This window comes from Cyanobium sp. T1G-Tous, from assembly GCF_024345455.1.
GTDB lineage: Bacteria > Cyanobacteriota > Cyanobacteriia > PCC-6307 > Cyanobiaceae > Cyanobium_A.
In genome coordinates, this window is record NZ_JAGQBD010000015.1 from 22,248 (window position 1) to 43,208 (window position 20,961).

Consider the following 20,961-nt stretch of genomic DNA (forward strand, 5'->3'; position numbering starts at 1 on the left):
TTCCTGTGCTGAATTCATCTGTGCTGGTGGTGGGCGGCGGCCCGGTAGGGCTGCTTACCGCCTTTCGCCTGCGCCAGTGCGGCCTGGCCTGCACCGTGGTGGAACAGCATTCATGGGCCCGGAATCGTTCGCGGGCCTCCACTTTCCAGCCCGCTGTGCTCGACCGATTGGCCGGGCTCGGCTTGACAGCTCCCCTTGTGGCGGCTGGGGTTCGGGTCGACCGGATCCGCTCCTGGGATCTCCGCACCGGTATTCACCAGGAGCTCGATTACGCCGTCATCGCGGCCCAAACCCTCCACCCCTTTCGCCTGCATCTTGAGCAGGCGGCCTTGCGTCGGTTGCTGCTGCAGCGGCTTGCCGCCCCTGGTGGTCCGCCCGTGGCTTTGTTGGAGCATCACCGGGCGGAGGTGTTGGAATTGAATGAAGCCGGGGAGGGTGTGCGGCTGCGGCTGCGGACGGCAACGGGTGGTGATCGCAGGGTGCAGCTTGCAGGCCGGTGGCTGGTGGTAGCCGATGGAGCCCGGAGCAGTCTGAGGCAGCAGCTGGGGCTGGACTTCGCAGGGGTGGATCTGCCCGAACCGGTGCTGCGGCTGACTCTGCCTGCCCTGCCCGAGGCGATCACGCAGCGTCTGGCAGGCGTTACCTACCTACAGACGGTGGCCCGCTCGCTCAGTGTCCTGCGGATGCCGGAGGGGTGGCGGCTGATCCTTCGGCCCTTGGTACACGAATGCCAGCGGGCCTTGGCGGATGACTCCTGGGCCCGCGCGGTGCTTTCGGAGCTGTTCGCCTCGTTGGTCGAGCCAGCTTGGTGGCAGGCCACACCACTTCACATCGATCACTACTACGTCGCCCAGCGCTGTGTGCCCGAGCGCCAGGTTGGGGCCGCTCTGGTGGTGGGCGACGCCGCTCACGTGACCAACACCCGCGGCGGCCTCAACATGAATTTCGGCTTGCTTGAGGCCCTGGCCCTGGCCGAGGCACTGGCATCAGGGTCGTCTGCGGGTTCCACCAATCAGGCCTTGGCGCGATGGGCCCTGCAGTGGCAAGGACACACTCTCGACGCTCTGCTGCCGCGCACCTCTCGGCTGCTGGCCGGGGGCACCCCCCTCGATGGCCGCAGTCCTCAGCTAGCAGGTGAAGGTTCTGATCAGCTGGAGAGCGGCCTTAGGCTCCGCCAAGCTTCTCTTTTGGATCTAATCGCACCGCCATGAGTGAGCGTCCCTCTGCGGCCGTGGGGTTGATCGTTCCCCCGGCGAATCCCACCCTCGAGGTGGAGATCCATGCGCTCACCGGCCAATCGCCCTATGTCTACACCTCCCGATTGCCCTGGTTCCCAGGTGAGGATCTGGCTGCGCGCAATCTTCTCTACCTTGACTCTTATCTAGATACGGCGCGACGCTTCGGCAACCTGCAGCTTGCGGGAATTCTTGTGGGCTGCACCGGCTCGAACTACCGGCTCGGGCCAGAGGAGGATCGCCGTCGCTGCGCCGCGGCCAGCCGTGAACTTGGTATCCCCTTCCAGACCTGCAGCCTGGCAGTACTGGAGCTGTTGCAACGGCTCGGCTTTCAGCGAATTCAGCTCGAGTTGCCCTATCCCGACTGGTTGATCGCCGAGGCGGAGGCGTATTGGCTGGCAGCCGGTTTCGATGTGACCGTCAGTCGTTCGATCCTGGCGACCCTCGGCTCGAGCGATGCCTACGGGATCCAGCAGGCTGAGATCGTGGACTACCTCACCTCCATTGCGCCCCCACCGCAGACGGTCGTGTTGCTCTCCGGGACGGGCATGCTCACCATCGCGGCGATGGGCCAGGTGGTGCAGTCCTTCCCTGCTCCGCTGATCTCCTCCAATCTCTGTGCTGCCGATTGGCTGCTGCGCTGCGATCCAGCCAGTAGCCATCGCGGCACCGACCAGTACCGGCAGCTGCTGGCCAGGCTCGAGGGCTTCGCCCGCTGCAGTGATGCCGCCGGAGTCGACAACCTCTTCAATCCCTTTTGATCCCGCCCCATAGGAGGTGGCCAGGCGGCAGCAGCGGTGCCTGGAGCGAGGCCTCCAGCCAGTGCTGTATGAGGGCGCCGGCCCCAGCTGAACCTAGGAGCGGCTCCATCAGAGCGCGGGCCTTGGCCAGCCGTTCAGGCTCGCCGATCGGCATGTTGGGATCGCCGGGCAGGCCGAGCACCAGCGCGCTGTCATCGGGTCCGCCGGGCTCCCGGACAATCAGTTCGGCCCAGCGGCCGGGGTGGTCGTCGGCCGCCTCCACGCGGATTTGTTTTAGCAGGCTCACCAGCCGCGGATCTGTCAGCCGCTCCTCCTCGAACGACGCTGGCTGCAGTTCGCCCCATAACAAGGTCGCGGCCACCGCGTACTGCAGGCTGAACTGAGCCTGGATGCGATTGCGTGGTTGGGGGTGATCGCAGTAGGTGCATGCATCGCCGTAAGTGCGCAGGCGAATCAAACCCGGCTGCTGCGCCGACCAGGGGGAGCGCTCCAGGGCTCCCTCGCGGAGCTGCCGCCAGCGCAGCGCCGCTGCAGAGGCGTAGTGGAGATGCCGCGCTCCCGGCCACAGCTTCACGTAGCCAGACTCGACCGCGCTGCCGGGGCGATCGCCCAGATCCGGCGGATGACGCCACAGGGCGTTCAGAATGGGATCTTGCTCCAGCCCATCAGGACCGCGAAAACCGGCCCCGGCCGCCAGGGCCAGGTCAATCCCTCGGGCTGCCGCTAGGCCAGGGTGGAGCAACCGGCTGGTGGCGCCCTCCCCGACCGGCCGGAACAGGCTGCGGGTCATCTGGGTCAGGGCTGCAGTCAGGGCTCCGGCCCGCTGCGGTGCGGGGAGCTGCAGTAGGACGCTGGCCGCCACGGTCGCCGCCACGGTGCCCCAGGTGCCGTCCACATGCTCTCCTGCCGGTACCTGGTAGGCCTCACCGAAGCGAGCGCCCAATTCATAGCCCTGCAGCAGCGCCATCAGTACGGACCCCAGGGGCCGTTGAAGCGCCTCCCCCAGGGCCATGCACACCGGCACCACGTGCAGCGCTGGCCGGCCATGGGCGGGGGCATAGCCCTCTACCAGCTCGTCCCAGCAGGCTGCCGCCGCAAGTACCTGGGCTGCGGCAGCTGCCGATAGGGAGACCCCCATACCCGGCAGAGCCACGGACCCTGGGGCCAGCCTTTGCTGCTGCTCCTGCAGGGCCTGCAGGGCCGGCTGCCCCAGGCCAGCAACGGCTACCGCCATGGTGTCCACCAGCACGAGCCGCAGGCACCGATGCAGGTCTGCCGTTGCTGCATTGCCGGCATCGAAGCGCTGCTCCAGAGCATCGAAGAGGGCATTGGCCCGATGGGAGAGGGAGGGCATCACGGGAGCGGTATGGAAAGCGGAATCTCAGCCCTAGGCTGAAAAGCTAGTTTTCGCTGCCACGATGCCGCCTTCGATCTTGCTGGCCGTGGTGGCGGGATTGTGTGTTGCCAATCTCTTCTACTCACAGTCGTTGCTGCCCCTGATCGCCACCGACATGAATCTGACTGCCGGCCAGGTGGTGTTGGGCCCGATGGCGACGCAGGCAGGATTGGCACTCAGTTTGCTATTCATTCTGCCGATCGGTGATGGGGTCAACCGTCGCACCATGCTGATTTTGGCGTCCTTGGGCACGGCGGCGGCCGCCGGTGCGCTTGCCCTGCTTACGGGCTTTCAATGGCTGCTGGTGGCCTGGTTCTGTCTCGGGCTGTTTACCTTGGTTCCCTACCTTTTGCCGGCCTATCTTTCAGGCTTGGTGCCCGAAATTGTTCGAGGTCGCCTGCTCGGCACTGTGCTCAGCGGCCATTTTGGTGGAATCCTGCTGTCGCGCTCGTTGAGTGGAGTGATCGGCGAGAGCTTTGGCTGGCGGACTGTATTTGCCTTCTCCTCTTTTGTGATGCTGGCGGTAGCGCTGCTGTTCCGGCTGTTGCTGCCAAGGGAGCAGCCTTCCGGAGTCCTCTCGTATTGGCAGTTGCAACGCTCCCAGCCGGGACTGCTGCGCCGCCATCCGGAATTGCGACGAGCTTGTCTCTCCCAGGGCCTTCAGTTTGGCGCCTTCATGGCCCTATGGAGTGCGCTGGCGCTTCATCTTTCTGAGCCTCCCTGGCAGTTCGGTCCGGCCCAGATCGGCAGCTTCGGACTGGTTGGATTGATCAGTATTGGCGCCGCACCTTGGATCGGTCGCCTAGTGGATCGGCGAGCCGCTTGGACTGTGGTGGTGATCGGCACCATGATGTCGCTCGTGGGAGTCTCCTTCCTCTGGTTTGCTGGTGGCTCTATCGCTGCAATCCTGATCGGCCTCACCTGTCTCGATCTGGGAGTTCAGGGTTGTTATGTGGCCAACCAGTCTCGGGTGTTCGGCCTCGACCCCCAGGCCCGAAGCCGTTTGGGTTGCCTGCTTTTCTTTAGCGCTTATTCAGGAGCTGCGGTCTGCTCGGCGCTGGTAGCGCGGTTCTGGGGCGGCTGGGGATGGCAAGGCACCACGGGCTTCAGCCTCGCCCTGGTCTTCCTGGCGCTGGTGGCGCAGCGGCGTCACCAGCGCTTTGCTCCGGTGGGCTGAACCGGCATGCAGCATTGGGTGAGGTGGGACTTTGAGATCAGGCCTGTGCACCTATTCGGTTGATCAGTTACTCGCCAGGCTGTCCCGACTCAGCACATTGATTACATCAAGAATCTGAGCAGCTCGGCCTTCGGGCAGCTTGAGTTGACTCGCCATCAGACGCAGCATGGCATCTTCTGCTGGATCAACGACGCGATCGCAGTGGACCAGCATGGCTGCCATGGCTAGTGCAGTCTCCTGCTGGGAAAGGGTCAGCTGAGGCAGAGCCTCGTTGATCAAGCTCTCCCAACCCTGATCACGAATCTGCGCAATCAGGCGATCAAACAGGCTCCCCATGGAGTCATCACTGAGGTCACGAAAAGGCGTTCGCTTGTTCAGCTGGCCTCGCAGGGCCACCGCCTCTTGGCGATCCATGGAGCCGTCGCAGGCGATGGCCGCCAGGGCAATGGCGGCAAAGGCTTCACCGGGAGTCATGGACCAGCCGCATGGAAAAGCCATTGCAGCATTCGAGGTGAAGCGCGCCACCGTCTCCTTGACGTGGACGGCAAGCTCGAGCTCGTGGATCAGGCCACTGTCACCAACTTGCTTGGCGATTTTCTGCTCCAATCAGTCCATGTTGATGCCGTTCCCAGTTCACTGCAGGGGAACTGGCGGGGCAAAGAGGTGATCATGGTGATCCGATTGTGATGCTTCAGGCCGATGGCTTCCGCTCAGGCCGCCCCCGCTGCCGTGCCCTACCCCTTGAGCCGAGAGTTGCTGGAGGCGGTGCTGGCCGACCGCACCAGCGATCGCTTCGTGTGTGAGCTGATCTGGCCGCGCCTGGGATATGAGCTGAATGGCTCCGGCACTTGGAGCGCCGGCCCGGCTACCAGCGCTGGCTGGCGGGAGTCCTTCCCCCTTGAACCCCAGTTCATCGCCGAGCGGCCTCCTTCGGTGGCCCTCACCCGCTCGATCGCCAAGGAGCACAAGCAGCTGCTCAAGCAGCAGCTGGGTTTTGCGGGCTACACGATCGGAGAGCTCTACCCGCGCCGCACCCGCCGCGCCACCGCCGTGAACTGGCTGCTGGCCCACCTAGCGGAGCGGGGTGAGCCGTTGCCCGACAACGGGCCGCTGCCTCAGCTGCTGGCAGAGCCTGTTAATCCGGTGGCCGGGCACCCCGGCGATCTGCCGGTGGCTTGAGGCCTGGACGATTCGGCCACCCTCAGGGCATGAGGGTGGTGATGCGCATGGGTTGATCCAAGGGCATCGTTTTGATCTGCCCGCCCGCCAGAGGCAACTGATCGAACCTGAGGCTGCGCAGATCTGGGTTGTCGTAGGTCTGGATGTAGTACACGAGGTTCTTCATGTCGGCCACGGCCGTCCACTCGGTGATTTCGTAGCTCGCCGATGTGTCGGCCCCGCCGTAGGCGCTACCCACGGGAAGACTGATGCTTCCGGGCGGCAGATCGAACTGCCCCAGGATGCGGAATGCGGTGCCTACCTGCTGCTGCGTGCTCAGATTCGTAGGCGCGAAGCGGGCGAAGGTGAAGGCCTGCACGAAGCGTGAAGAGGAGAGGAAATCTCCCGGCAATCCATAGAAGCCTTCACCTGAGCTGGCGGGAGGCAAGGCCATCCCGCCGACCTTGAGAGTTGGCGCCGGCAGATTGCTCATGTTGGCGGCATCGCCCACACTCGCTAGGTGAAATGCCAGGGGTGGGTTGTTGGTGTAGACGCCAGTGGGGTTCTCCTTCAGTTGCAGGGCGCCGTCGATGTATTCCACCGAGAGGGAGCGGCCTTGGTTGTTATGCAGGGTCATATGAATCCCCACAGTTCCGCCGAAGGACGCCAGTGTCGCTCCATTAACCAATACCTTCGGCAGCCCGGCCTTCACCTCATCCAGCGTGCCGAACTGACTGAGCACGTAGGTAAGCATCTGCCAACTCACGATTGAGTTGCGGGCTTGAGCGGCAGATACGTTCTGGTACTTGGCCCAGCCGGGGAAATTCAGCATGCCGCCGGAGAGCCCCTTCTCGTTCATACCGTCGACCACCATGTCGAGGCCTAGAACATTCAGGCCAGCCACGGCGTAGCGCGTGGTCCATGGCTTGCCGCTTTCAGACTTGCCGTTTGGGCCAATACCTATGAGCTTCGTGCCGCGCTGGATCAGGATCGCCTTGCTTTGCATTGGCATTCCAAACTCCATAGTGCGCCCGTAGATGCGCCCGTTGTCGTTCCCCTTCAGGGTGAAGCTGGTGCAGGCTTGACTGGTGCCCGTTTGCAGGGCAGAGAGCACCAAGGCCATCAGGGCGATTTGGGCGCGCTTGATCACGATTACGGCGGTGGATTGCTTGCAGCAGGTTTTTAGGTTCCCTGGACGGGGGTGGATTGAAGGTCGCGGGATTTCTTCGTAACTCCCGAGCGCTGGCCTCGATCGAACCCCAGTTCATTGCCCAGCGGCAGCCCCCGCCGGGTCTCTCTGTAGGGTCAATACAGGACAGACGTAGGAATACCTCCCTTGGCCTTACCGGTCGTTGCCATTATTGGCCGCCCCAACGTGGGCAAATCCACCCTGGTGAACCGGCTCTGCCGCAGCCGCGAAGCGATCGTGCACGACACGCCCGGCGTGACGCGGGATCGCACCTATCAAGAGGGTTACTGGGCCGATCGCACCTTCCGGGTGGTCGACACCGGCGGCCTGGTGTTTGACGACGACAGCGAGTTTCTGCCGGAGATTCGCGAGCAGGCAAACCTGGCCCTGGCCGAGGCGGCCGTGGCCCTGGTTGTTGTTGATGGTCAGCAGGGTTGCACCGCCGCCGACCAGTCGATTGCCGAGTGGCTGCGGGGCCAGGGGGTTCCCACCATGCTCGCGGTGAATAAGTGCGAGTCGCCCGATGCGGGCCTGGCTATGGCGGCCGAGTTTTGGGGCCTGGGTCTGGGCGAGCCCTTCCCGATTTCGGCGATTCACGGTGCTGGCACCGGCGACCTGCTCGACAAGGTGGTGAGCTATCTGCCCCCCACCGAAGAAGACGAGGGCGAAGAGCCGATTCAGCTGGCGATCATCGGCCGGCCCAATGTGGGCAAATCCAGCCTGCTCAATGCGGTGTGCGGTGAAAACCGGGCGATCGTCAGCCCGATTCGGGGCACCACCCGCGACACGATTGACACCACGATCGAGCGGGAGGGCAAAACCTGGAAACTGCTCGATACGGCCGGCATCCGCCGCCGCCGTTCGGTGAGCTACGGCCCCGAATACTTCGGCATCAGCCGCAGCTTCAAGGCGATCGAGCGCTCCGATGTGTGCGTGCTGGTGATTGACGCCCTCGATGGCGTCACCGAGCAAGACCAGCGCCTGGCTGGCCGCATCGAAGAGGACGGCCGCGCCTGCGTGGTGGTGGTGAATAAGTGGGATGCCATTGAAAAAGACAGTCACACCATGCCGGCGATGGAGAAGGAGCTCCGCGCCAAGCTCTATTTCCTCGACTGGGCGCCGATGTTGTTCACCTCGGCCCTCAGCGGCCAGCGGGTGCAGGCGATCTTCCCCCTAGCCCTGCTGGCGGTGGAGCAGCACCGCCGCCGCGTCACCACTTCGGTGGTGAACGAGGTGCTCACCGAAGCGCTCAGCTGGCGCACGCCGCCCACCAGCCGTGGTGGCCGCCAGGGCCGCCTCTACTACGGCACCCAGGTGGCGGTGCGGCCCCCCAGTTTCACGTTGTTTGTCAATGAGCCGAGGCTTTTCGGTGAAACCTATCGCCGCTATGTGGAGCGTCAGATCCGTGAGGGCCTGGGCTTTGAGGGCACGCCGATCAAGCTGTTCTGGCGCGGTAAGCAGCAGCGCGATGCTGAGAAGGAGCTGGCCCGCAGCCAGACTCGTGGGCGCTAGGGCCTGCGCTTAGGTGGATTTTTTACGCCAGATCCCCATCGGCCAATTTGCCGCCCCGGATCCGGCGGAGGCGGCCACGGGTGGCAGCTGGTTGCGCCGGCTTGATCCGCGCCTGAAGTTGGCCTGGAGTCTGATTTTTTTAGTAACGCCGATCCTGGCAGGACCGCTCTGGCGTCTCAGCCTGGTGGGCTTGTTGCTGCTGATTACCGCCGCTAGCGGGCTCAGCTGGCGGCTATGGCGCCGCAGCGTGCCGCTGCTACTGGCCCTGGCCCTATTGGTGGGTGCCCTAGCGGCCCTGCTGCCGGCGGGCACGGCGGCACCCGCAGCCCTGCAGCGGCCGCCGGCGGAGTTGCGGCTCCAGCCCGGCCCCCCTGGTAGCCCGCCGCCAGAGCGAGCCGGCACCCCCTGGGTGCTGCTGCGCGCTGGCCCCCTACTGGTGACCCGCCGTTCAGCTGAGCTGGGCCTCAACGGCGCCACGCTGCTATTCACCCTGGTGCACAGCGCCAACCTGCTGCTGCTAAGCACCTCCCCCGAACAGTTGGTGTGGGCGATCAGCTGGCTGCTGGCGCCCCTGGCCCGGCTGGGCCTGCCGGTGGAGCGGCTTGGCTTCACCCTGCTACTGGCCCTGCGCTTCCTGCCCCTGGTGCAGGAGGAGTTGCAAAACCTGTTGCGATCTATTGCAACCCGCGCCGTGAATTTCAAGCAGCTGGGCTGGAAGGGGGGCTTGGCTTTGGTGCTGGCCCTGGGAGAGCGGCTGCTGGCCAATGTGTTGCTGCGCGCCGAGCAGGGAGCTGAGGCGCTGCTGGCCCGCGGCGGGGTCTGGCTGCCGCCCGACCAGCTGCTGCGACCAGCAGTTGCGGGGCGGGGCTTGGGCCTGCTCAACGCCACGGCGGCGGGCTTGCTGCTGCTGATGCTCCTGCTGCGTTGGAAAGTCGGTGACCTTTAATGGCCAAGTTCGACCGCATCGGTGAGCAGCGCATTGACGAGCAGCGCATTTGTGAGTCCGGAGCGCTACCTCAACCATCCCACCTTCGGGATGCTCTATCGGGTGGCGGCGGTTTCCGAAGGCCGGGATCTGTTCGCCACCCTCTATGCCCAGCGCATTTTTTTCGTCGTCACCCTGCAGCCCCGTGGCGCCACCTTTGAGGTGGTGCCGCTGATGGATGCTCGCCACTTTGCTGAGCAAAATCTGGTGCGCTCCCGCCGCGATGGTCCCGAGGCCCACGCCCATTGGCGTCAGTTGTTTGATCAGACCTTCATCTGAATCCTTGGCCGGGAGACTGGCCGCCCTCCAGGCCGAGCTGCCGCCAGGCTGCCGCCTGTTGGCGGTGAGCAAGGGTCAGCCCGCTGATCGGATCCGCGAAGCGGTGGCCGCCGGCCAGCGCAGCTTTGGTGAAAGTCGCCTGCAGGAGGCGGTGCTCAAGCAGGCCGAGCTGGCCGATCTGGCGCCCCTCGACTGGCATTTCATCGGCCGGCTGCAGGCCAATAAGGCCCGGGGTGTGGTGCGCCACTTCGGCACCATCCACTCCCTCGACAGCCTTGAGCTGGCTAGGCGCCTGGCCCGCATCGCCGCCGAGGAGCAGCGCCAGCCGGCGGTGTTTTTTCAGGTGAAATTTCGCCCCGATCCCGCCAAGACGGGCTTTGAGCCCGCTGAGCTCTGCCAGCACTGGCCCGAGCTGGCTGGCTTAGCCCCCCTGCAGCCCTTGGGCCTGATGACCCTGGCGCCCCTGGGCCTGGGCGAGGCCGAGCGCCGGGCCCTGTTTGGTGAGTGCGACGCCCTGGCGACGCAGCTGGGCCTGCCGGAGCGCTCGATGGGTATGAGTGGCGACTGGCCCGAGGCGGCTGCGGCTGGCAGCACCTGGGTTCGCATTGGTAGCGGCCTGTTTGGCCCGCGCCAAATTCATTAATTCCTCCACAAGGTGCCAATCTCCGCTTGAAAGCCTTGCCGCGATTGGTGTGGGACGCTATTCAGGTAGAAAGCAACCTGTGAGGTTCAGTTCGTGTCGTTGTTTTCCCGTCTGCGTGCCGTTGTCTCAGGAGACGACTATCTCGATGGCGACTACGACGATGAGCTCGATTACGACGGCGGCGAGCAGCCTGAGCCGAGCTACACCAGTCGCTCTAGTGCCCTAGCCCTGAGCTCCGATTTCGGCGCTGACGATCCTTTTGCCGGCACCAACGTGATCGGCATGCCCGGCCTTTCCACGGCCGTTGCCGAGGTGACCCTGATGGAGCCGCGCAGCTTCGATGAAATGCCCCGCGCCATTCAGGCCCTGCGCGAGCGCAAGACCGTGATCCTCAACCTCACGATGATGGAGCCCGATCAGGCCCAGCGCGCCGTGGATTTTGTGGCAGGCGGCACCTTCGCTATTGACGGCCACCAGGAGCGGGTGGGTGAAAGCATTTTTCTGTTTGCGCCTAGCTGCGTCACGGTGACCAACGCCACCAGCGACGAGGCCTCTTCGCCCACGATCGTGAGCCGCGAGATCAGCGAGCCCCAGCAGGACGCGGCCCCCAGCCCGGCCTGGGGCCGCCAGGACGCCGCCATTTAGGCCGGTTGTGACGCCAACCTTCGGCGTAGTGGGCCTGGGCCGTATGGCCCAGGCTTTGCTGTTTCCCCTGCTGGAAGCAGGTCTGGTGCAGCGCGAGGGTGTGCGGGCAGTTGTCGCCAGCGAAGCCTCGGCCGCCTGCCTGGCCCAAGCCCACGGTTTGGCCGTGGCTACTGATGCAGCTGCAGCCTGGTCTGCGCCGGTGGTGTTGCTGGCGGTCAAGCCCCAGCAGCTCGAGGCCGTGGCACCGGCGGCGGCTGGTGGTTCGGGCGGACTGCTGATCTCCGTGCTCGCCGGGGTCACCCTGGCGCGGCTGCAGCGTTTGTTTCCCGGCTGGCAGTGCGTGCGCGCCGTGCCAAATACCCCGGCCCTGGTGCGGGCGGGCCTCACGGGCCTGGCCTTTGGCGCCGAGGTGCCCTCAGACCAGCGCCGCTGGGTGCAGCAGCTCTTCGCCCAGGTGGGCGAGGTGCACGAGCTGCCTGAAGCCCAGCTCGATGCCTTTCTGGCGCTCACCTCATCTGGGCCCGCCTTTGTGGCGGTGGTAGCCGAAGCCTTGGCCGATGGCGCTGTTGCTGCCGGCTTGCCGAGGCTCCTAGCCCAGCGGCTGGCTCACCGCACCCTGGCTGGCAGCGCCGCCCTGCTGGAGGAGCGCGATCTCCATCCTGGCCAGCTCAAGGACATGGTGAGCTCCCCGGCTGGTACCACCATCGCCGGTCTGCGTCAGCTGGAAAAAGCTGGCCTGCGCTCAGCCTTGATCGAGGCCGTGCTGGCTGCTGCCCAGCGCAGCCGCGAGCTGGCCTGAACGCGAGCTTGGGGTCTCGATCAGTCCTTGTCTTGATCAGACCTTGTCTCGATTAGACCTTGTCTTGATCAGACCTTGTCTTGATCAGTCCTTGTCTTGATCAGTCCTTGGAAGCCCCCAGTCTGGGTTCGGTGCCGGCTAGCAGCCTTTTGATGTTGCTGCGGTGGCGCCACAGCACCAGCACGGTGGTGAGCAGGGCCAGGCCCAGGTATGGCCAGCGCAGACCCAGCCCCTGATCAGCAAACCAGCCCAGCATCAGCAGGGGCAGGGCCAGCGCCGCCACGACGCTGGATAGGGACACGATGCGGCTGAGGCTGAGCACGGCCAAGAAGATGCCGAAGCAGGCCAGCCCCACCGGCCAGGTGAGCCCCAGCAACATCCCCAGGCCGGTGGCCACCGCCTTGCCACCCTTCCAGCCCAGCCACACCGGCCAAATGTGGCCAGCCAGCGCCGCTAGGCCAGCCAGTACTACGCCAACGCCAAAGGGGTCGAGCAGGGTCTTGGCCAGCAGCACGGCGGCGGCGCCTTTGAGCACATCCACTAAGAACACCGCCAGGGCCGGCCCCTTGCCGACCACCCGCAGCACGTTGGTGGCACCGGTGGAGCCGGAACCCTCGCGGCGGATGTCGAGGCCAGCCAGCCAGCGCCCCGCCAGGTAACCGCTGGGGATTGAGCCGAGCAGGTAGCCGGCGATCAGCATGGCCAGAGTGAGCAGGGTCACGGCTGTTGGGAGGGTCACGGTGGCTGGGGTTAATAGGTTTCGTCGGCCATAAGTTCGCCGGGGCCGGCCGCGAAGACCAGCCAGAGCGGAAACTGCAGGATCGGGATCTCGATCACCGGCTCGCCCGCATCCACCACGATGAAGGGCAGCTCGCCCCGCTCTTCGAGGCGGTCGGCCCGCTCCACCAGGGCATCGGCCCGCTCAAACAGCACGATGCCGCTGCTCGGTCCGAAATCCTCGCGGGAAAGGCCCAGGCAATCCTGTAGGCCGCGTCGCCACTCCCCCAGACGCTCCGGCTGGCTGGCCAGCACCAGGGTTTGGAAGCGCTCGCCATAGAGCTCGCCGAGGATGGCGATGGCGGCGGCGGCGACGAGGGCATTGCGGCTGCGGCTGCCGCAGCTGGGCTGGGCGCCCCGGCCGCCCTGGCCCAGGAACCAGTCGTCGAGCAGGGCGGCCCCGCTGGCATCCAGGGTGCGGCGCAGCTGCCAGGGATCGGCGTAGAAGTCGGGCTGGCCGCCAAAGCCCGCCAGGCGCTCGCGAATCAGGACTTCGTCTGGGCCAAACAGCCCCGCGGCCGCCACCGCCTCTAAGGGTTGGCTGGCTACGGGGGTGCTGCTGATCTGGTCGAGGGGGGAGGGCTGCACTAGCACCTGCTGGGGCACCAGCTCTACCTGCTCGGCGGCCACGGCGAGATCCTGCAGGGCTCCCACCAGGTAGTCCTGGAAGCCCTTGAGCCGCCTGGCCACCCCATCGGCCTGACCGGCAAAGCTCGCTTCGATCTCCTTTTGGATCTGGCCGCGGCGAGCTTCCAGCTGGCGGATCTCCTCGAGCAGGGCTGTGCGCTGCTGCTGCAGCTCCGTAAGGGCCAGCTCCTGCCATGGGGCTGGGGAGGGCATCTCCGGGCGCTCAGGGGTGGGGGAAGCCTGGCTGGGGTCGTCAGACATCGCTTGAGGAATCGGGAGGTGCTGCGGGGGGGAGCTGGCTCAGGTGCTGTTCCAGCTGCTGGCGCAGGCTGGTTGCATCAAAGAGCACTGGCAGGAAGTGGATGCTGCCCTGTTCACGGAAATAAAACAGCACCGGCAGACCCGGCCAAAAGATTGTCCAGCTCAGCCACTCCTGGTATGGGAAGCGGCGTAGCAGGGTCTGTTGACGCCACACCAGCAGGGCATCGCCGCCAAATTCCAGCCGCAGCAGGCGGGTTTGCAGCAGCAGAAACAAACCGAACACCGCTACGACCAGGCTGAGCCAGATGGCCCCAGTCCAAAGCGGCGTTAGGGCCAGGGCTGCCAATCCCAGGCCAATCACGCCTAGGGATACGCCGTAGGCGGGCTCGAGCACCACGCCGCTAGTGCCGGGAGCAGGGGAGGTCATCAGCTGAATAGCAGCGAGGTGAGCAGGGCGTCCATCAGGGCGACTGTGACCAGGATCATGACCACGGCGCCGGTGGTGCTGGTGCCCACCTCCTTGGGACCACCCCGGGTGGTGAGTCCCCAGCCGCACGCGATCACGGCGATCTGCAGCCCGAATACCAGGGCTTTGAGCAGCATTGAGGGCAGGTCGTTGGGCTCCATCCAGGTGCGCACCGAGTTCCAGAACACCGCCGGGGGGATGTTGTAGAGCAGCGTGCTGCTCACCTGGCCCGACCAGATCCCCACCCAGAAGAACAGCAGGCATTGCACCGGCGCCATGATCACCATGGCCAGCACCCGGGGCACCACCAGGTACTCCACGGGGTCGGTGCGCAGCATCGTGATTGCGTCGATCTGCTCAGTCACCTTCATGGTGCCGATCTGGGCCGCATAGGCCGTGGCCACCTTGCCGGTGAGCAGGGTGGCGGTGAGCAGGGGCGCGATCTCCCGTGACAGCCCCAGGGCCAATAGACCGCCCACCGTGGCGCTGGCACCCTGTTTGGAGAGTTCCGCTGCCACCTGGATGTTGAACACGGTGCCCGCAGCCAAGGCCGTGATCAGCACGATCAGGAAGCTGCCGGGGCCGGCTTCCATCAGCTCTTGCATCAGATCGTTGAAGCCGATGCGCCCCTTGGCGATGGCGCTCACCGCCTGGCCGCCAACCAGAAGGCTGGCTCCCAGGCGCCTTAGCCAGCGCGGTGTTGTCAGCCAGGCGGGGCGCTTCATGGCTGGCGGTGCAGGCCTTTCTCCGGCCAGCGTCGCATCACCAGCAGGCCAGCGGCGATCAGCACGGCCGGAATCAGGCCCATGCATAGGCGGATGGTGGTGAGGGCAGTAGTCGGCTGGGCTAGTCCCTGGGCGGCCTGGTAGCCGCTGAGGCTCAGCCCATTACCAAGGGCAAACACGGCCACACCGATGCCCAGTTTTTGAGTCACCACCATCCAGGCGGTGTAGAGCCCCGCCGGTTTGTCGGGGTCGGCATCGATCGCGTCGGGCAACAGGGCCCAGGGGATCAGGTAGGCGGTGGAGGCTCCCAGGCCCGTAACCATGATCGTGAGCACCAGTAGGCCTAGGGAGATGCCATTGCTGAAGCTGCCCAGTGGGGCAGTGCTGCCATCGAGGGGCACCAGCAGGCTTGCTCCCAGACAGCCGGCAATCCAAAGCCCGGTGCCCCAGCGCAGGGCGCAGACACGGCCGTGGCGCCCTGCCACCCGGCTCCACAGCTGCAGCCCCGCCAGGGCACTGAGCTGGAAGGGAATCAGGATCCAGGTGCTCCAGCTCTCCGGCAGCTGCATCACCACGGCCAGGAAAATCAGCGACACCGGCTGCATCAGCTGCAGGGCACACCAGAGCAGCAGGTAAAGCCCCAGCACCTTGAGAAAGCGAGGGTTGGCGGCGATGCGCTGTAGTTGGCGCCGGATCGGTTCCGGCTGGCCCGTTGGCCGCTGGCAGTTGCGGGTGAAGGGGGCTAGGCCCCAGCAGCACAGCAGGGTGAAAACCGTGAGGGTTAGTCCGGACACCCAGCCCATACGTAGGTAGCCCTCCGCGCCCTGGCCCACCAGCAGGGCTCCCAGCACCAAGCCGGCTAATCCAGCCAGGATCGATCCGGTGAAGCGGCTGGCATTCAGCTGGGTGCGCAGCTGGGTGGAGCTGGTGAGCTCGGAGGCCAGGGCCGAGTAGGGCAGGTTGACGCAGGTGTAAAGCCCCATGGCCACAAGCTGAATCGCCACCAAAATTGCGAACTTCTGCCAGTCCCCCCCCGGAGGAACCCACCACATCGCTACCAGCGCCAGGCCTAGGGGAATGGCGCTGCCAGCCATCCAGGGCAGCCGCGGGCCCCAGGGGTGCTTGGTGTGGTCGCTGAGCCAGCCCACTAGGGGGTCGTTGATGCCATCCCACACCTTCAGCACCATCAGCACCAGGCCCGCCATCCAGGCCGGCAGCCCGGCCACACCGGTGTAAAAAACAAATAGGTAGAAGCCCAGCTGGGTGGCAGCCATGCCGGTGCCGATGTCGCCGAGGCCATAGCTCCACAGCAGGCGACGCCGGGCTGCCTGCCCCAAGCTTGGTTCTTCAGCTGTATTCATCGGGGCCGCTTGGGGCTTGGGGTGGGCAGGCCATAATGTCTGAGCTGGGTTACTTCGGTAACAGCATCAAGGCATGTGACTCGTACGCATGTACTGTCGCGGGCGTAGTTTAGTGGTAAAACCTCAGCCTTCCAAGCTGATGATGCGGGTTCGATTCCCGCCGCCCGCTCTTTAAAGCTTCCGGCCTTCCAGCAGCGGGGCCGCCACCAGCAGCATCAGGCTGCGGCTTTGCAGGGGTGCGCCGGTCGGCAGCCATGCCTCAGGCTCGGAAGGCAGGTCTTCGCCGGGGGGTAGGGCCGTGTCAATCACCCGCAGCCAACCCTGGCGGCAGCTGGGCAGTTCAAAGTGCATCGCCTTGCTGTAGGCGTTCATGCCGCACCAAACCAAGGGGCCCTGGTGACTGTCGTTGAGGCTCCAGGCCAGGGTGTGGGACCAGCTTGCCCAGTCCGGGCTGTCTAATTCGACGCCGTGCCACTGGCGCCAGAGGTGGCCCCGATCGCCGCTGCGCCGCTGGGGTTTGTCATCAAGGGGCAGCTCGGGGTTGAACAGCCCGGCCAGATGGGCCCGCAATTGCAGCAGGCGTTGCAGAAACAGGCGTAGGGCCAGGTCGCCCCTATCAGGTTGCCAGTGCATCCAGCCGAGGGGGTTGTCCTGGCACCAGGTGTTGTTGTTGCCGCCCTGGCTGCGGCGCACCTCATCACCCATCAACAGCATCGGCACTCCCGGTGCGAGCAGCAGGCTTGTGAGCAGATTGCGCAGCTGGCGCTCGCGCAGGGTCGTGATGGCTGGATCGGAACTGGGGCCCTCTACACCGTGGTTCCAGGTGTTGTTGTGATTATCGCCGTCGCGGTTGTCCTCACCGTTGGCCAGGTTGTGCTTGCCGTTGAAGCTCACCAGATCGGCCAGGGTGAAGCCGTCGTGGGCGGTCAAGAAGGTGATGCACTGACCCGGATGCACCGGTGTGTTGGTGAAAAGGTCTGGGCTGCCGCTCAGGCGCTGGGCCATGGTCCAGCAGGTTTTTTCATCACCCTTCCAGAAGCGACGCAGGTCGTCGCGGAAGCGGCCGTTCCAGGTGGCCACCCGGCGGGCGGGGAAGTCGGCGAGCCGATAGAGGCCGCCGCAATCCCAGGGTTCGCTGATCAGTTTCAGGTCGCTGAGGTCCGGGTCGGCCTCCATGTCCTCGAATAAGGGCGGCGAGTCCAGGGGGGCCAGGTTGTCGCCGCGGCTGAGGGCGATGCCCAGGTCGAAGCGAAAGCCATCAATGCCCAGCTCCGTGGCCCAGCAGCGCAGCGATTCCAGGATCAGCCGCCGCACCAGCGGCCGATTGGCCGCAATGGTGTTGCCGCAGCCGCTCACATCTTGGTAATCGCCTTTGGCGCTCTGCTGGTAGTAAAGGCGGTCGCAGAAACCGCGCCAGCTGAGGGTGGGCCCATCCTGATTGCCCTCGGTGGTGTGGTTGTAGACCACATCCAGCAGTACTTCGATGCCGGCCCGGTGGCAGGCGGTCACCAGTTGCCGCACCTGGTCGCGGCCGCTGAGCGGGTCATCGCCCACCAGATAGTCGGGATGGGGCGCCATCCAGCTCAAGGGGCTGTAGCCCCAATAGTTGTGGCGTCCGGCCGGGGCGTCGTTGGGATCGAAGGCCATCACCGGCAGCAGCTCGATGGTGGTGATGCCCAGATCCTTCAGGTAGGGAATGGTGGGGATCAGCCCAAGCAAGCTGCCGTGCAGCTGGGCCGGCACGGGACAACCCGGGCCCTGGGTGAAGCCACCCACGTGCATTTCGTAGACGACGCTCTTCTGCCAGCTGTGACGCGGCCGGGGGGCGTGATGGAAATCAAAGCGGTCGCGCTCGGTTACCACTCCCTTGAGGCAGTGGCCGGTGTTGGGTGCCGCCCCAACGGCGCCGCCACGCTGGTAGCTCTGCCAGCCGGCGATCGCTCGGGCACAGGGGTCAAGCAGCACCTTGGACGGATTGAAGCCATGGCCGCCCGGCTGCAACGGCCCAAATGCCCGGTAGCCGTAACAGCTGCCCAGGCCCAGACCCTCCACCTCCACATGCCAGTGATCAGCAGAGCGGTGCCGCTGGTCCAGTTCCACCACCCGCGCAGGTTCGCTCGCCTCGCCGTCGGCGAACAGCAGCAGCTCAATCCGGGTGGCTAGAGGGGCCACCACCGAAAAGTTGACACCACGGCTGGTGAGGCTTGCCCCCAGCGGCCAGGGGTGGCCGATGTGAATCCCTTGGTGGTGATTCGGAGGTGGAGCTAGCTCAGGACTGTTGAATTGGACCGTCAAGGGGCCGAGCCTGCTGCGATGACGCTAGGCGCGAATCTGGTCTGGGGCAGCAGGCAGTGGCCTGAGGTGCCCGTCTCCGGACGGATTGGGCTCCACTCCTTGCCCTGTTTTGGCCCGCGCCACCTGCTTAAACAAGTTGACCCAGTTGACCCAACCCCCCGAAACCGGCCGGCCGCCTCAGCAGGTGCGCCCTGGTCTGTGGCTGTTCGCCCCCAGCCGCGATAGCCAGGGGGGAAGCAGCTGGCTGCTGGAGGCGTCTGCCTATGGAGGTAGCGGAGATCTGCTGGTCGACTGTCCGGGATTCACTGAGGCAAATCTGGCGATGTTGCGCCAGCGCACTGAGCTGGTGGGGCCAGGCCAGCTCGTGCTCACTAGCCGCGAGGGCCACGGCCGCTGCCGGCGCTTGCAGGAGGCCCTGGGCTGGTCTGTGCTGGTGCAGGAGCAGGAGGCCTACCTGCTGCCGGGTGTGCAGGGGTGCAGCACCTTTGGCGAGCAGCTGACCCTGGCGCCCGGGGTCCAGCTGCTCTGGACCCCCGGGCCCACGCCCGGCTCCTGCGTGCTGCTGGTGCGTGCTGGAGCAGTCGATGGCCTGTTTTGTGGGCGCTTGCTGTTACCAACCGGACCAGCTGCGCTGGCGCCCTTGCGCACGGCGCGCACCTTCCATTGGCCCCGCCAGCTGGCCAGTTTGGAGCGGCTGCGCAGCTGGTTGCCGGCGGGCTCTCCCGACTGGATCGCCAGTGGTGGCGGGCTTGGTGCCCTGCGGGGCGACAAGCTCGTCCATGGGGGGGCGGAGCTGCTAGCTGGGCTCGTCTTTTGAGCCATTTGGGGCCCTTCTAGAGCCCCCATGTGGGGAAATTGTCACGAAAACCGTTGCGGCAGAGCACTTCTGTGTTGCAGCAGCGTCCAGAGCCCCATACCATTGGCGCGCTCATCTCAGGGCCGGTCGGGGTTTTCCGACTCGCCACCTTTCGTCGCAAACCGACCGCCACCCCCGAGGCTTCCTATTCCCATGAACAAAGCTGATCTCGTCAACCTCGTTGCCGCCCGCACCGAGCTCACTAAGACCGACGTCTCCCAAGTCGTCGACGCCGCCATCGAAACCATCATCGACTCGGTCGTGGAAGGCAAGAAGGTGTCAATCCTGGGCTTCGGCTCCTTCGAGCCCCGTGAGCGCTCTGCCCGCCAGGGTCTGAACCCCAAGACCGGCGAGAAGATCAAGATCCCCGCCAAGCGGGTGCCTGCCTTCACCGCCGGCAAGATGTTCAAAGATCGCGTCCAGGGCTGATCTGGTTTCAGGTAATTCCTGCCACGGCGGCCCCTGGGGGCCGCTTTTTTTGTGCCCACGGCAGAGTGGATCCTTGAGTGATGCTTCCCCCCCTGCTGGCTGCTGCGCCGCTGCCATCCCATCTACAGGCCCTGGTTGAGGCCGGCCTGGCCCAGCGCCAGCGGGGGTATCGCGGCCGTTTCGCCCCATCCCCCACCGGCGCTCTGCACCGCGGCAACCTGCGCACGGCCCTGCTGAGTTGGTTGCACGCCCGGCTGCGGGGGGGCGCCTGGTTGCTGCGCCTCGACGACCTCGACACGCCCCGCAATCGGGCCGGTGCTGAGACATCGATCCTGGCTGATCTGGCCTGGCTGGGTCTTGATTGGGACGGTCCGGTGCTGCGCCAGAGCGAGCGGCGCGGGCTCTATGCCACGGCCCTGTCAGCCCTGCGGCGCCATGGCTTGCTCTATCCCTGCCGCTGCAGTCGCCGCCTGCTGGCCCATATCTCTGCGCCCCACGGCGCTACTGCCGTGTATCCGGGTACCTGCCGGGCTGCGAGTGGCGGCTGGGGGCCGGAGCAGGGGCGGCTGCCCAGCTGGCGCTTGCGGTTGGAGCCCGGGCGCCTGCATTGGCTGGAGAGCTATGGCGCTCCTGGGGAGCTCGATGGGCCAGCGGCTGTTGGTGATGTGGTGTTGCGCCGGGCTGATGGTTACCTCGCTTATCACCTGGCCACGGCGGTGGATGAGCTGGTTTTGGGAATCAGCGATGTGGTGCGCGGTGACGACCTCTGGAGTGCCACTGGCGCCCAGGTGGCCGTGATGGCGGCCCTGGGCGCGGCCCCGCCCCGTTACGGCCATGTGCCGCTCTGGCGCGATGGCGGCGGGCAGCGGCTTAGCAAGCGAGAGGGGGCCGAGGGGCTCGCCGGCTACCAGCAGCGCGGCATGGATGCAGCGGCAGTGGTGGGCCAGCTGGCAGCCAGCGCGGCTTTGGTGCCAGCGGGCAGCCGCCTTTCAGCCGCTGAATTACTGCAGCAACTCAGCTCAGAGCGGCTGGACCAGATCCTCCGCGGCGCTCAGGCTTAAGGAAGGTTTCGGGATCAAGTGGGGAAAAGCGCATCACACTGGCGGTTAGCGCTAAGTCCCCGAATGGGGACATTTCGATGACCTACTCCGATGGGCCCCTGCAGCGGCCAAGCCACGCAAATTCCTGCCGCTGTCAGCAATGCGGAGGCAGCGGCATGCTGCGTCTGGACGATCAGCGCTACCGCACCTGCCTTGATTGCTTAGGGCAGGGCAAGGTGCTGCAGGCCAGGGCTGCCACCACCGTCGCCGCCATTCTTCAAGGCAGGGCTGGGCTTCAGGTCAGCCTTTCTGCTTCTTCTTCCGCCAGATGAAAAAGGCTGCGGT

At 65.6% G+C, this 20,961-nt stretch carries 23 protein-coding genes and 1 tRNA gene; 15 read left to right on the plus strand and 9 right to left on the minus strand.

Going from position 1 to position 20,961, the window contains the following annotated elements:
• Nucleotides 1–5 precede the first annotated feature (5 nt).
• Together KBY75_RS09755 and KBY75_RS09760 are read left to right on the plus strand one after the other, a co-directional pair.
• The gene (locus tag KBY75_RS09755; RefSeq protein ID WP_255023768.1) at nt 6–1,211 is read left to right on the plus strand and encodes an FAD-dependent monooxygenase; all 1,206 of its coding nucleotides are present in this window, start codon (nt 6–8) and stop codon (nt 1,209–1,211) included.
• Nucleotides 1,208–1,996: a hypothetical protein gene (locus tag KBY75_RS09760; RefSeq protein WP_255023769.1), complete on the plus strand. Its 789-nt coding sequence runs from the start codon at nt 1,208–1,210 to the stop codon at nt 1,994–1,996. Before KBY75_RS09755 ends, KBY75_RS09760 begins: the two co-directional genes overlap by 4 nt.
• Here the strand turns inward: KBY75_RS09760 and KBY75_RS09765 are convergent.
• Nucleotides 1,983–3,350 (minus strand): MmgE/PrpD family protein, encoded by a 1,368-nt coding sequence (locus KBY75_RS09765; RefSeq protein ID WP_255023770.1) that lies wholly within the window; start codon nt 3,348–3,350, stop codon nt 1,983–1,985. The genes KBY75_RS09760 and KBY75_RS09765 overlap by 14 nt on opposite strands.
• Nucleotides 3,351–3,414: 64 nt before the next feature.
• Here KBY75_RS09765 and KBY75_RS09770 point away from each other — a divergent pair, with 64 nt between their 5' ends.
• Entirely contained in the window at nt 3,415–4,569 is a 1,155-nt protein-coding gene (locus KBY75_RS09770; protein ID WP_255023771.1) for an MFS transporter, read from the plus strand.
• A gap of 63 nt (nt 4,570–4,632) precedes the next feature.
• Here the strand turns inward: KBY75_RS09770 and KBY75_RS09775 are convergent, their stop codons facing one another.
• Nucleotides 4,633–5,043, minus strand: a complete 411-nt coding sequence (locus tag KBY75_RS09775; RefSeq protein ID WP_255023772.1) for a tellurite resistance TerB family protein — start codon at nt 5,041–5,043, stop codon at nt 4,633–4,635.
• 225 nt (nt 5,044–5,268) lie between these two features.
• Here KBY75_RS09775 and KBY75_RS09780 point away from each other — a divergent pair, with 225 nt between their 5' ends.
• Entirely contained in the window at nt 5,269–5,748 is a 480-nt protein-coding gene (locus KBY75_RS09780) for a DUF1823 family protein (RefSeq protein ID WP_255023773.1), read from the plus strand.
• 22 nt (nt 5,749–5,770) lie between these two features.
• On the opposite strand, the gene KBY75_RS09785 is transcribed toward KBY75_RS09780, so the two are convergent.
• Entirely contained in the window at nt 5,771–6,877 is a 1,107-nt protein-coding gene (locus KBY75_RS09785; RefSeq protein WP_255023774.1) for a linear amide C-N hydrolase, read from the minus strand.
• Between the two features lie 186 nt (nt 6,878–7,063).
• Here KBY75_RS09785 and der point away from each other — a divergent pair, with 186 nt between their 5' ends.
• The 6 genes from der to proC all read left to right on the plus strand — a co-directional run bounded on the left by der (nt 7,064) and on the right by proC (nt 11,779).
• Nucleotides 7,064–8,428, plus strand: coding sequence for a ribosome biogenesis GTPase Der (gene der / locus KBY75_RS09790; protein WP_106502008.1), 1,365 nt, complete (start codon nt 7,064–7,066; stop codon nt 8,426–8,428).
• A 13-nt stretch (nt 8,429–8,441) separates the two neighbouring features.
• The gene (locus KBY75_RS09795; protein WP_254935661.1) at nt 8,442–9,374 is read left to right on the plus strand and encodes a CbiQ family ECF transporter T component; all 933 of its coding nucleotides are present in this window, start codon (nt 8,442–8,444) and stop codon (nt 9,372–9,374) included.
• Between the two features lie 51 nt (nt 9,375–9,425).
• On the plus strand, nt 9,426–9,692 hold the full coding sequence (locus tag KBY75_RS09800) for a PipX family protein (RefSeq protein ID WP_106502177.1): 267 nt from the start codon (nt 9,426–9,428) through the stop codon (nt 9,690–9,692).
• Nucleotides 9,637–10,335 carry a YggS family pyridoxal phosphate-dependent enzyme gene (locus tag KBY75_RS09805; RefSeq protein ID WP_396096489.1) on the plus strand — a complete coding sequence of 233 codons (699 nt, stop codon included), beginning with the start codon at nt 9,637–9,639 and terminating at the stop codon, nt 10,333–10,335. The genes KBY75_RS09800 and KBY75_RS09805 overlap by 56 nt, the downstream gene beginning before the upstream one ends.
• 93 nt (nt 10,336–10,428) lie before the next feature.
• Nucleotides 10,429–10,980, plus strand: a complete 552-nt coding sequence (locus KBY75_RS09810) for a cell division protein SepF (RefSeq protein ID WP_254942772.1) — start codon at nt 10,429–10,431, stop codon at nt 10,978–10,980.
• Nucleotides 10,981–10,987: 7 nt separating this feature from the next.
• Nucleotides 10,988–11,779: a pyrroline-5-carboxylate reductase gene (gene proC / locus KBY75_RS09815; protein ID WP_255023775.1), complete on the plus strand. Its 792-nt coding sequence runs from the start codon at nt 10,988–10,990 to the stop codon at nt 11,777–11,779.
• A gap of 100 nt (nt 11,780–11,879) precedes the next feature.
• Here the strand turns inward: proC and plsY are convergent, their stop codons facing one another.
• From plsY to KBY75_RS09840, 5 genes are read right to left on the minus strand one after another with little or no spacing between them, the layout of a single operon-like run.
• Nucleotides 11,880–12,479, minus strand: coding sequence for a glycerol-3-phosphate 1-O-acyltransferase PlsY (gene plsY / locus KBY75_RS09820; RefSeq protein ID WP_396096676.1), 600 nt, complete (start codon nt 12,477–12,479; stop codon nt 11,880–11,882).
• Nucleotides 12,480–12,529: 50 nt separating this feature from the next.
• Nucleotides 12,530–13,444 carry a DUF3086 domain-containing protein gene (locus KBY75_RS09825; RefSeq protein ID WP_396098180.1) on the minus strand — a complete coding sequence of 305 codons (915 nt, stop codon included), beginning with the start codon at nt 13,442–13,444 and terminating at the stop codon, nt 12,530–12,532.
• Nucleotides 13,437–13,871 (minus strand): DUF3119 family protein, encoded by a 435-nt coding sequence (locus tag KBY75_RS09830; protein WP_255023776.1) that lies wholly within the window; start codon nt 13,869–13,871, stop codon nt 13,437–13,439. The genes KBY75_RS09825 and KBY75_RS09830 overlap by 8 nt, the downstream gene beginning before the upstream one ends.
• Nucleotides 13,871–14,617: an ABC transporter permease gene (locus tag KBY75_RS09835; protein ID WP_255017243.1), complete on the minus strand. Its 747-nt coding sequence runs from the start codon at nt 14,615–14,617 to the stop codon at nt 13,871–13,873. The genes KBY75_RS09830 and KBY75_RS09835 overlap by 1 nt, the downstream gene beginning before the upstream one ends.
• A 14-nt stretch (nt 14,618–14,631) precedes the next feature.
• The gene (locus KBY75_RS09840; protein ID WP_255023777.1) at nt 14,632–15,996 is read right to left on the minus strand and encodes an MFS transporter; all 1,365 of its coding nucleotides are present in this window, start codon (nt 15,994–15,996) and stop codon (nt 14,632–14,634) included.
• Between the two features lie 98 nt (nt 15,997–16,094).
• Here KBY75_RS09840 and KBY75_RS09845 point away from each other — a divergent pair.
• Nucleotides 16,095–16,165: transfer RNA gene (locus tag KBY75_RS09845), tRNA-Gly, on the plus strand.
• Nucleotides 16,166–16,167: 2 nt separating this feature from the next.
• Here KBY75_RS09845 and KBY75_RS09850 read toward each other — a convergent pair.
• Nucleotides 16,168–18,234 carry a glycogen-debranching protein gene (locus KBY75_RS09850; RefSeq protein WP_255023801.1) on the minus strand — a complete coding sequence of 689 codons (2,067 nt, stop codon included), beginning with the start codon at nt 18,232–18,234 and terminating at the stop codon, nt 16,168–16,170.
• A gap of 202 nt (nt 18,235–18,436) precedes the next feature.
• Here KBY75_RS09850 and KBY75_RS09855 point away from each other — a divergent pair, with 202 nt between their 5' ends.
• The 4 genes from KBY75_RS09855 (at nt 18,437) to KBY75_RS09870 (ending at nt 20,948) form a co-directional block, all read left to right on the plus strand.
• Nucleotides 18,437–19,108: an MBL fold metallo-hydrolase gene (locus KBY75_RS09855; protein ID WP_255023778.1), complete on the plus strand. Its 672-nt coding sequence runs from the start codon at nt 18,437–18,439 to the stop codon at nt 19,106–19,108.
• Nucleotides 19,109–19,300: 192 nt separating this feature from the next.
• The gene (locus tag KBY75_RS09860; RefSeq protein WP_006911342.1) at nt 19,301–19,576 is read left to right on the plus strand and encodes an HU family DNA-binding protein; all 276 of its coding nucleotides are present in this window, start codon (nt 19,301–19,303) and stop codon (nt 19,574–19,576) included.
• Nucleotides 19,577–19,656: 80 nt separating this feature from the next.
• On the plus strand, nt 19,657–20,637 hold the full coding sequence (gene gluQRS, locus KBY75_RS09865; protein WP_255023779.1) for a tRNA glutamyl-Q(34) synthetase GluQRS: 981 nt from the start codon (nt 19,657–19,659) through the stop codon (nt 20,635–20,637).
• A gap of 77 nt (nt 20,638–20,714) precedes the next feature.
• Complete coding sequence (locus tag KBY75_RS09870) at nt 20,715–20,948, plus strand: hypothetical protein (protein ID WP_255023780.1); 234 nt, start codon at nt 20,715–20,717, stop codon at nt 20,946–20,948.
• The last annotated feature ends 13 nt before the right edge of the window (nt 20,949–20,961 follow it).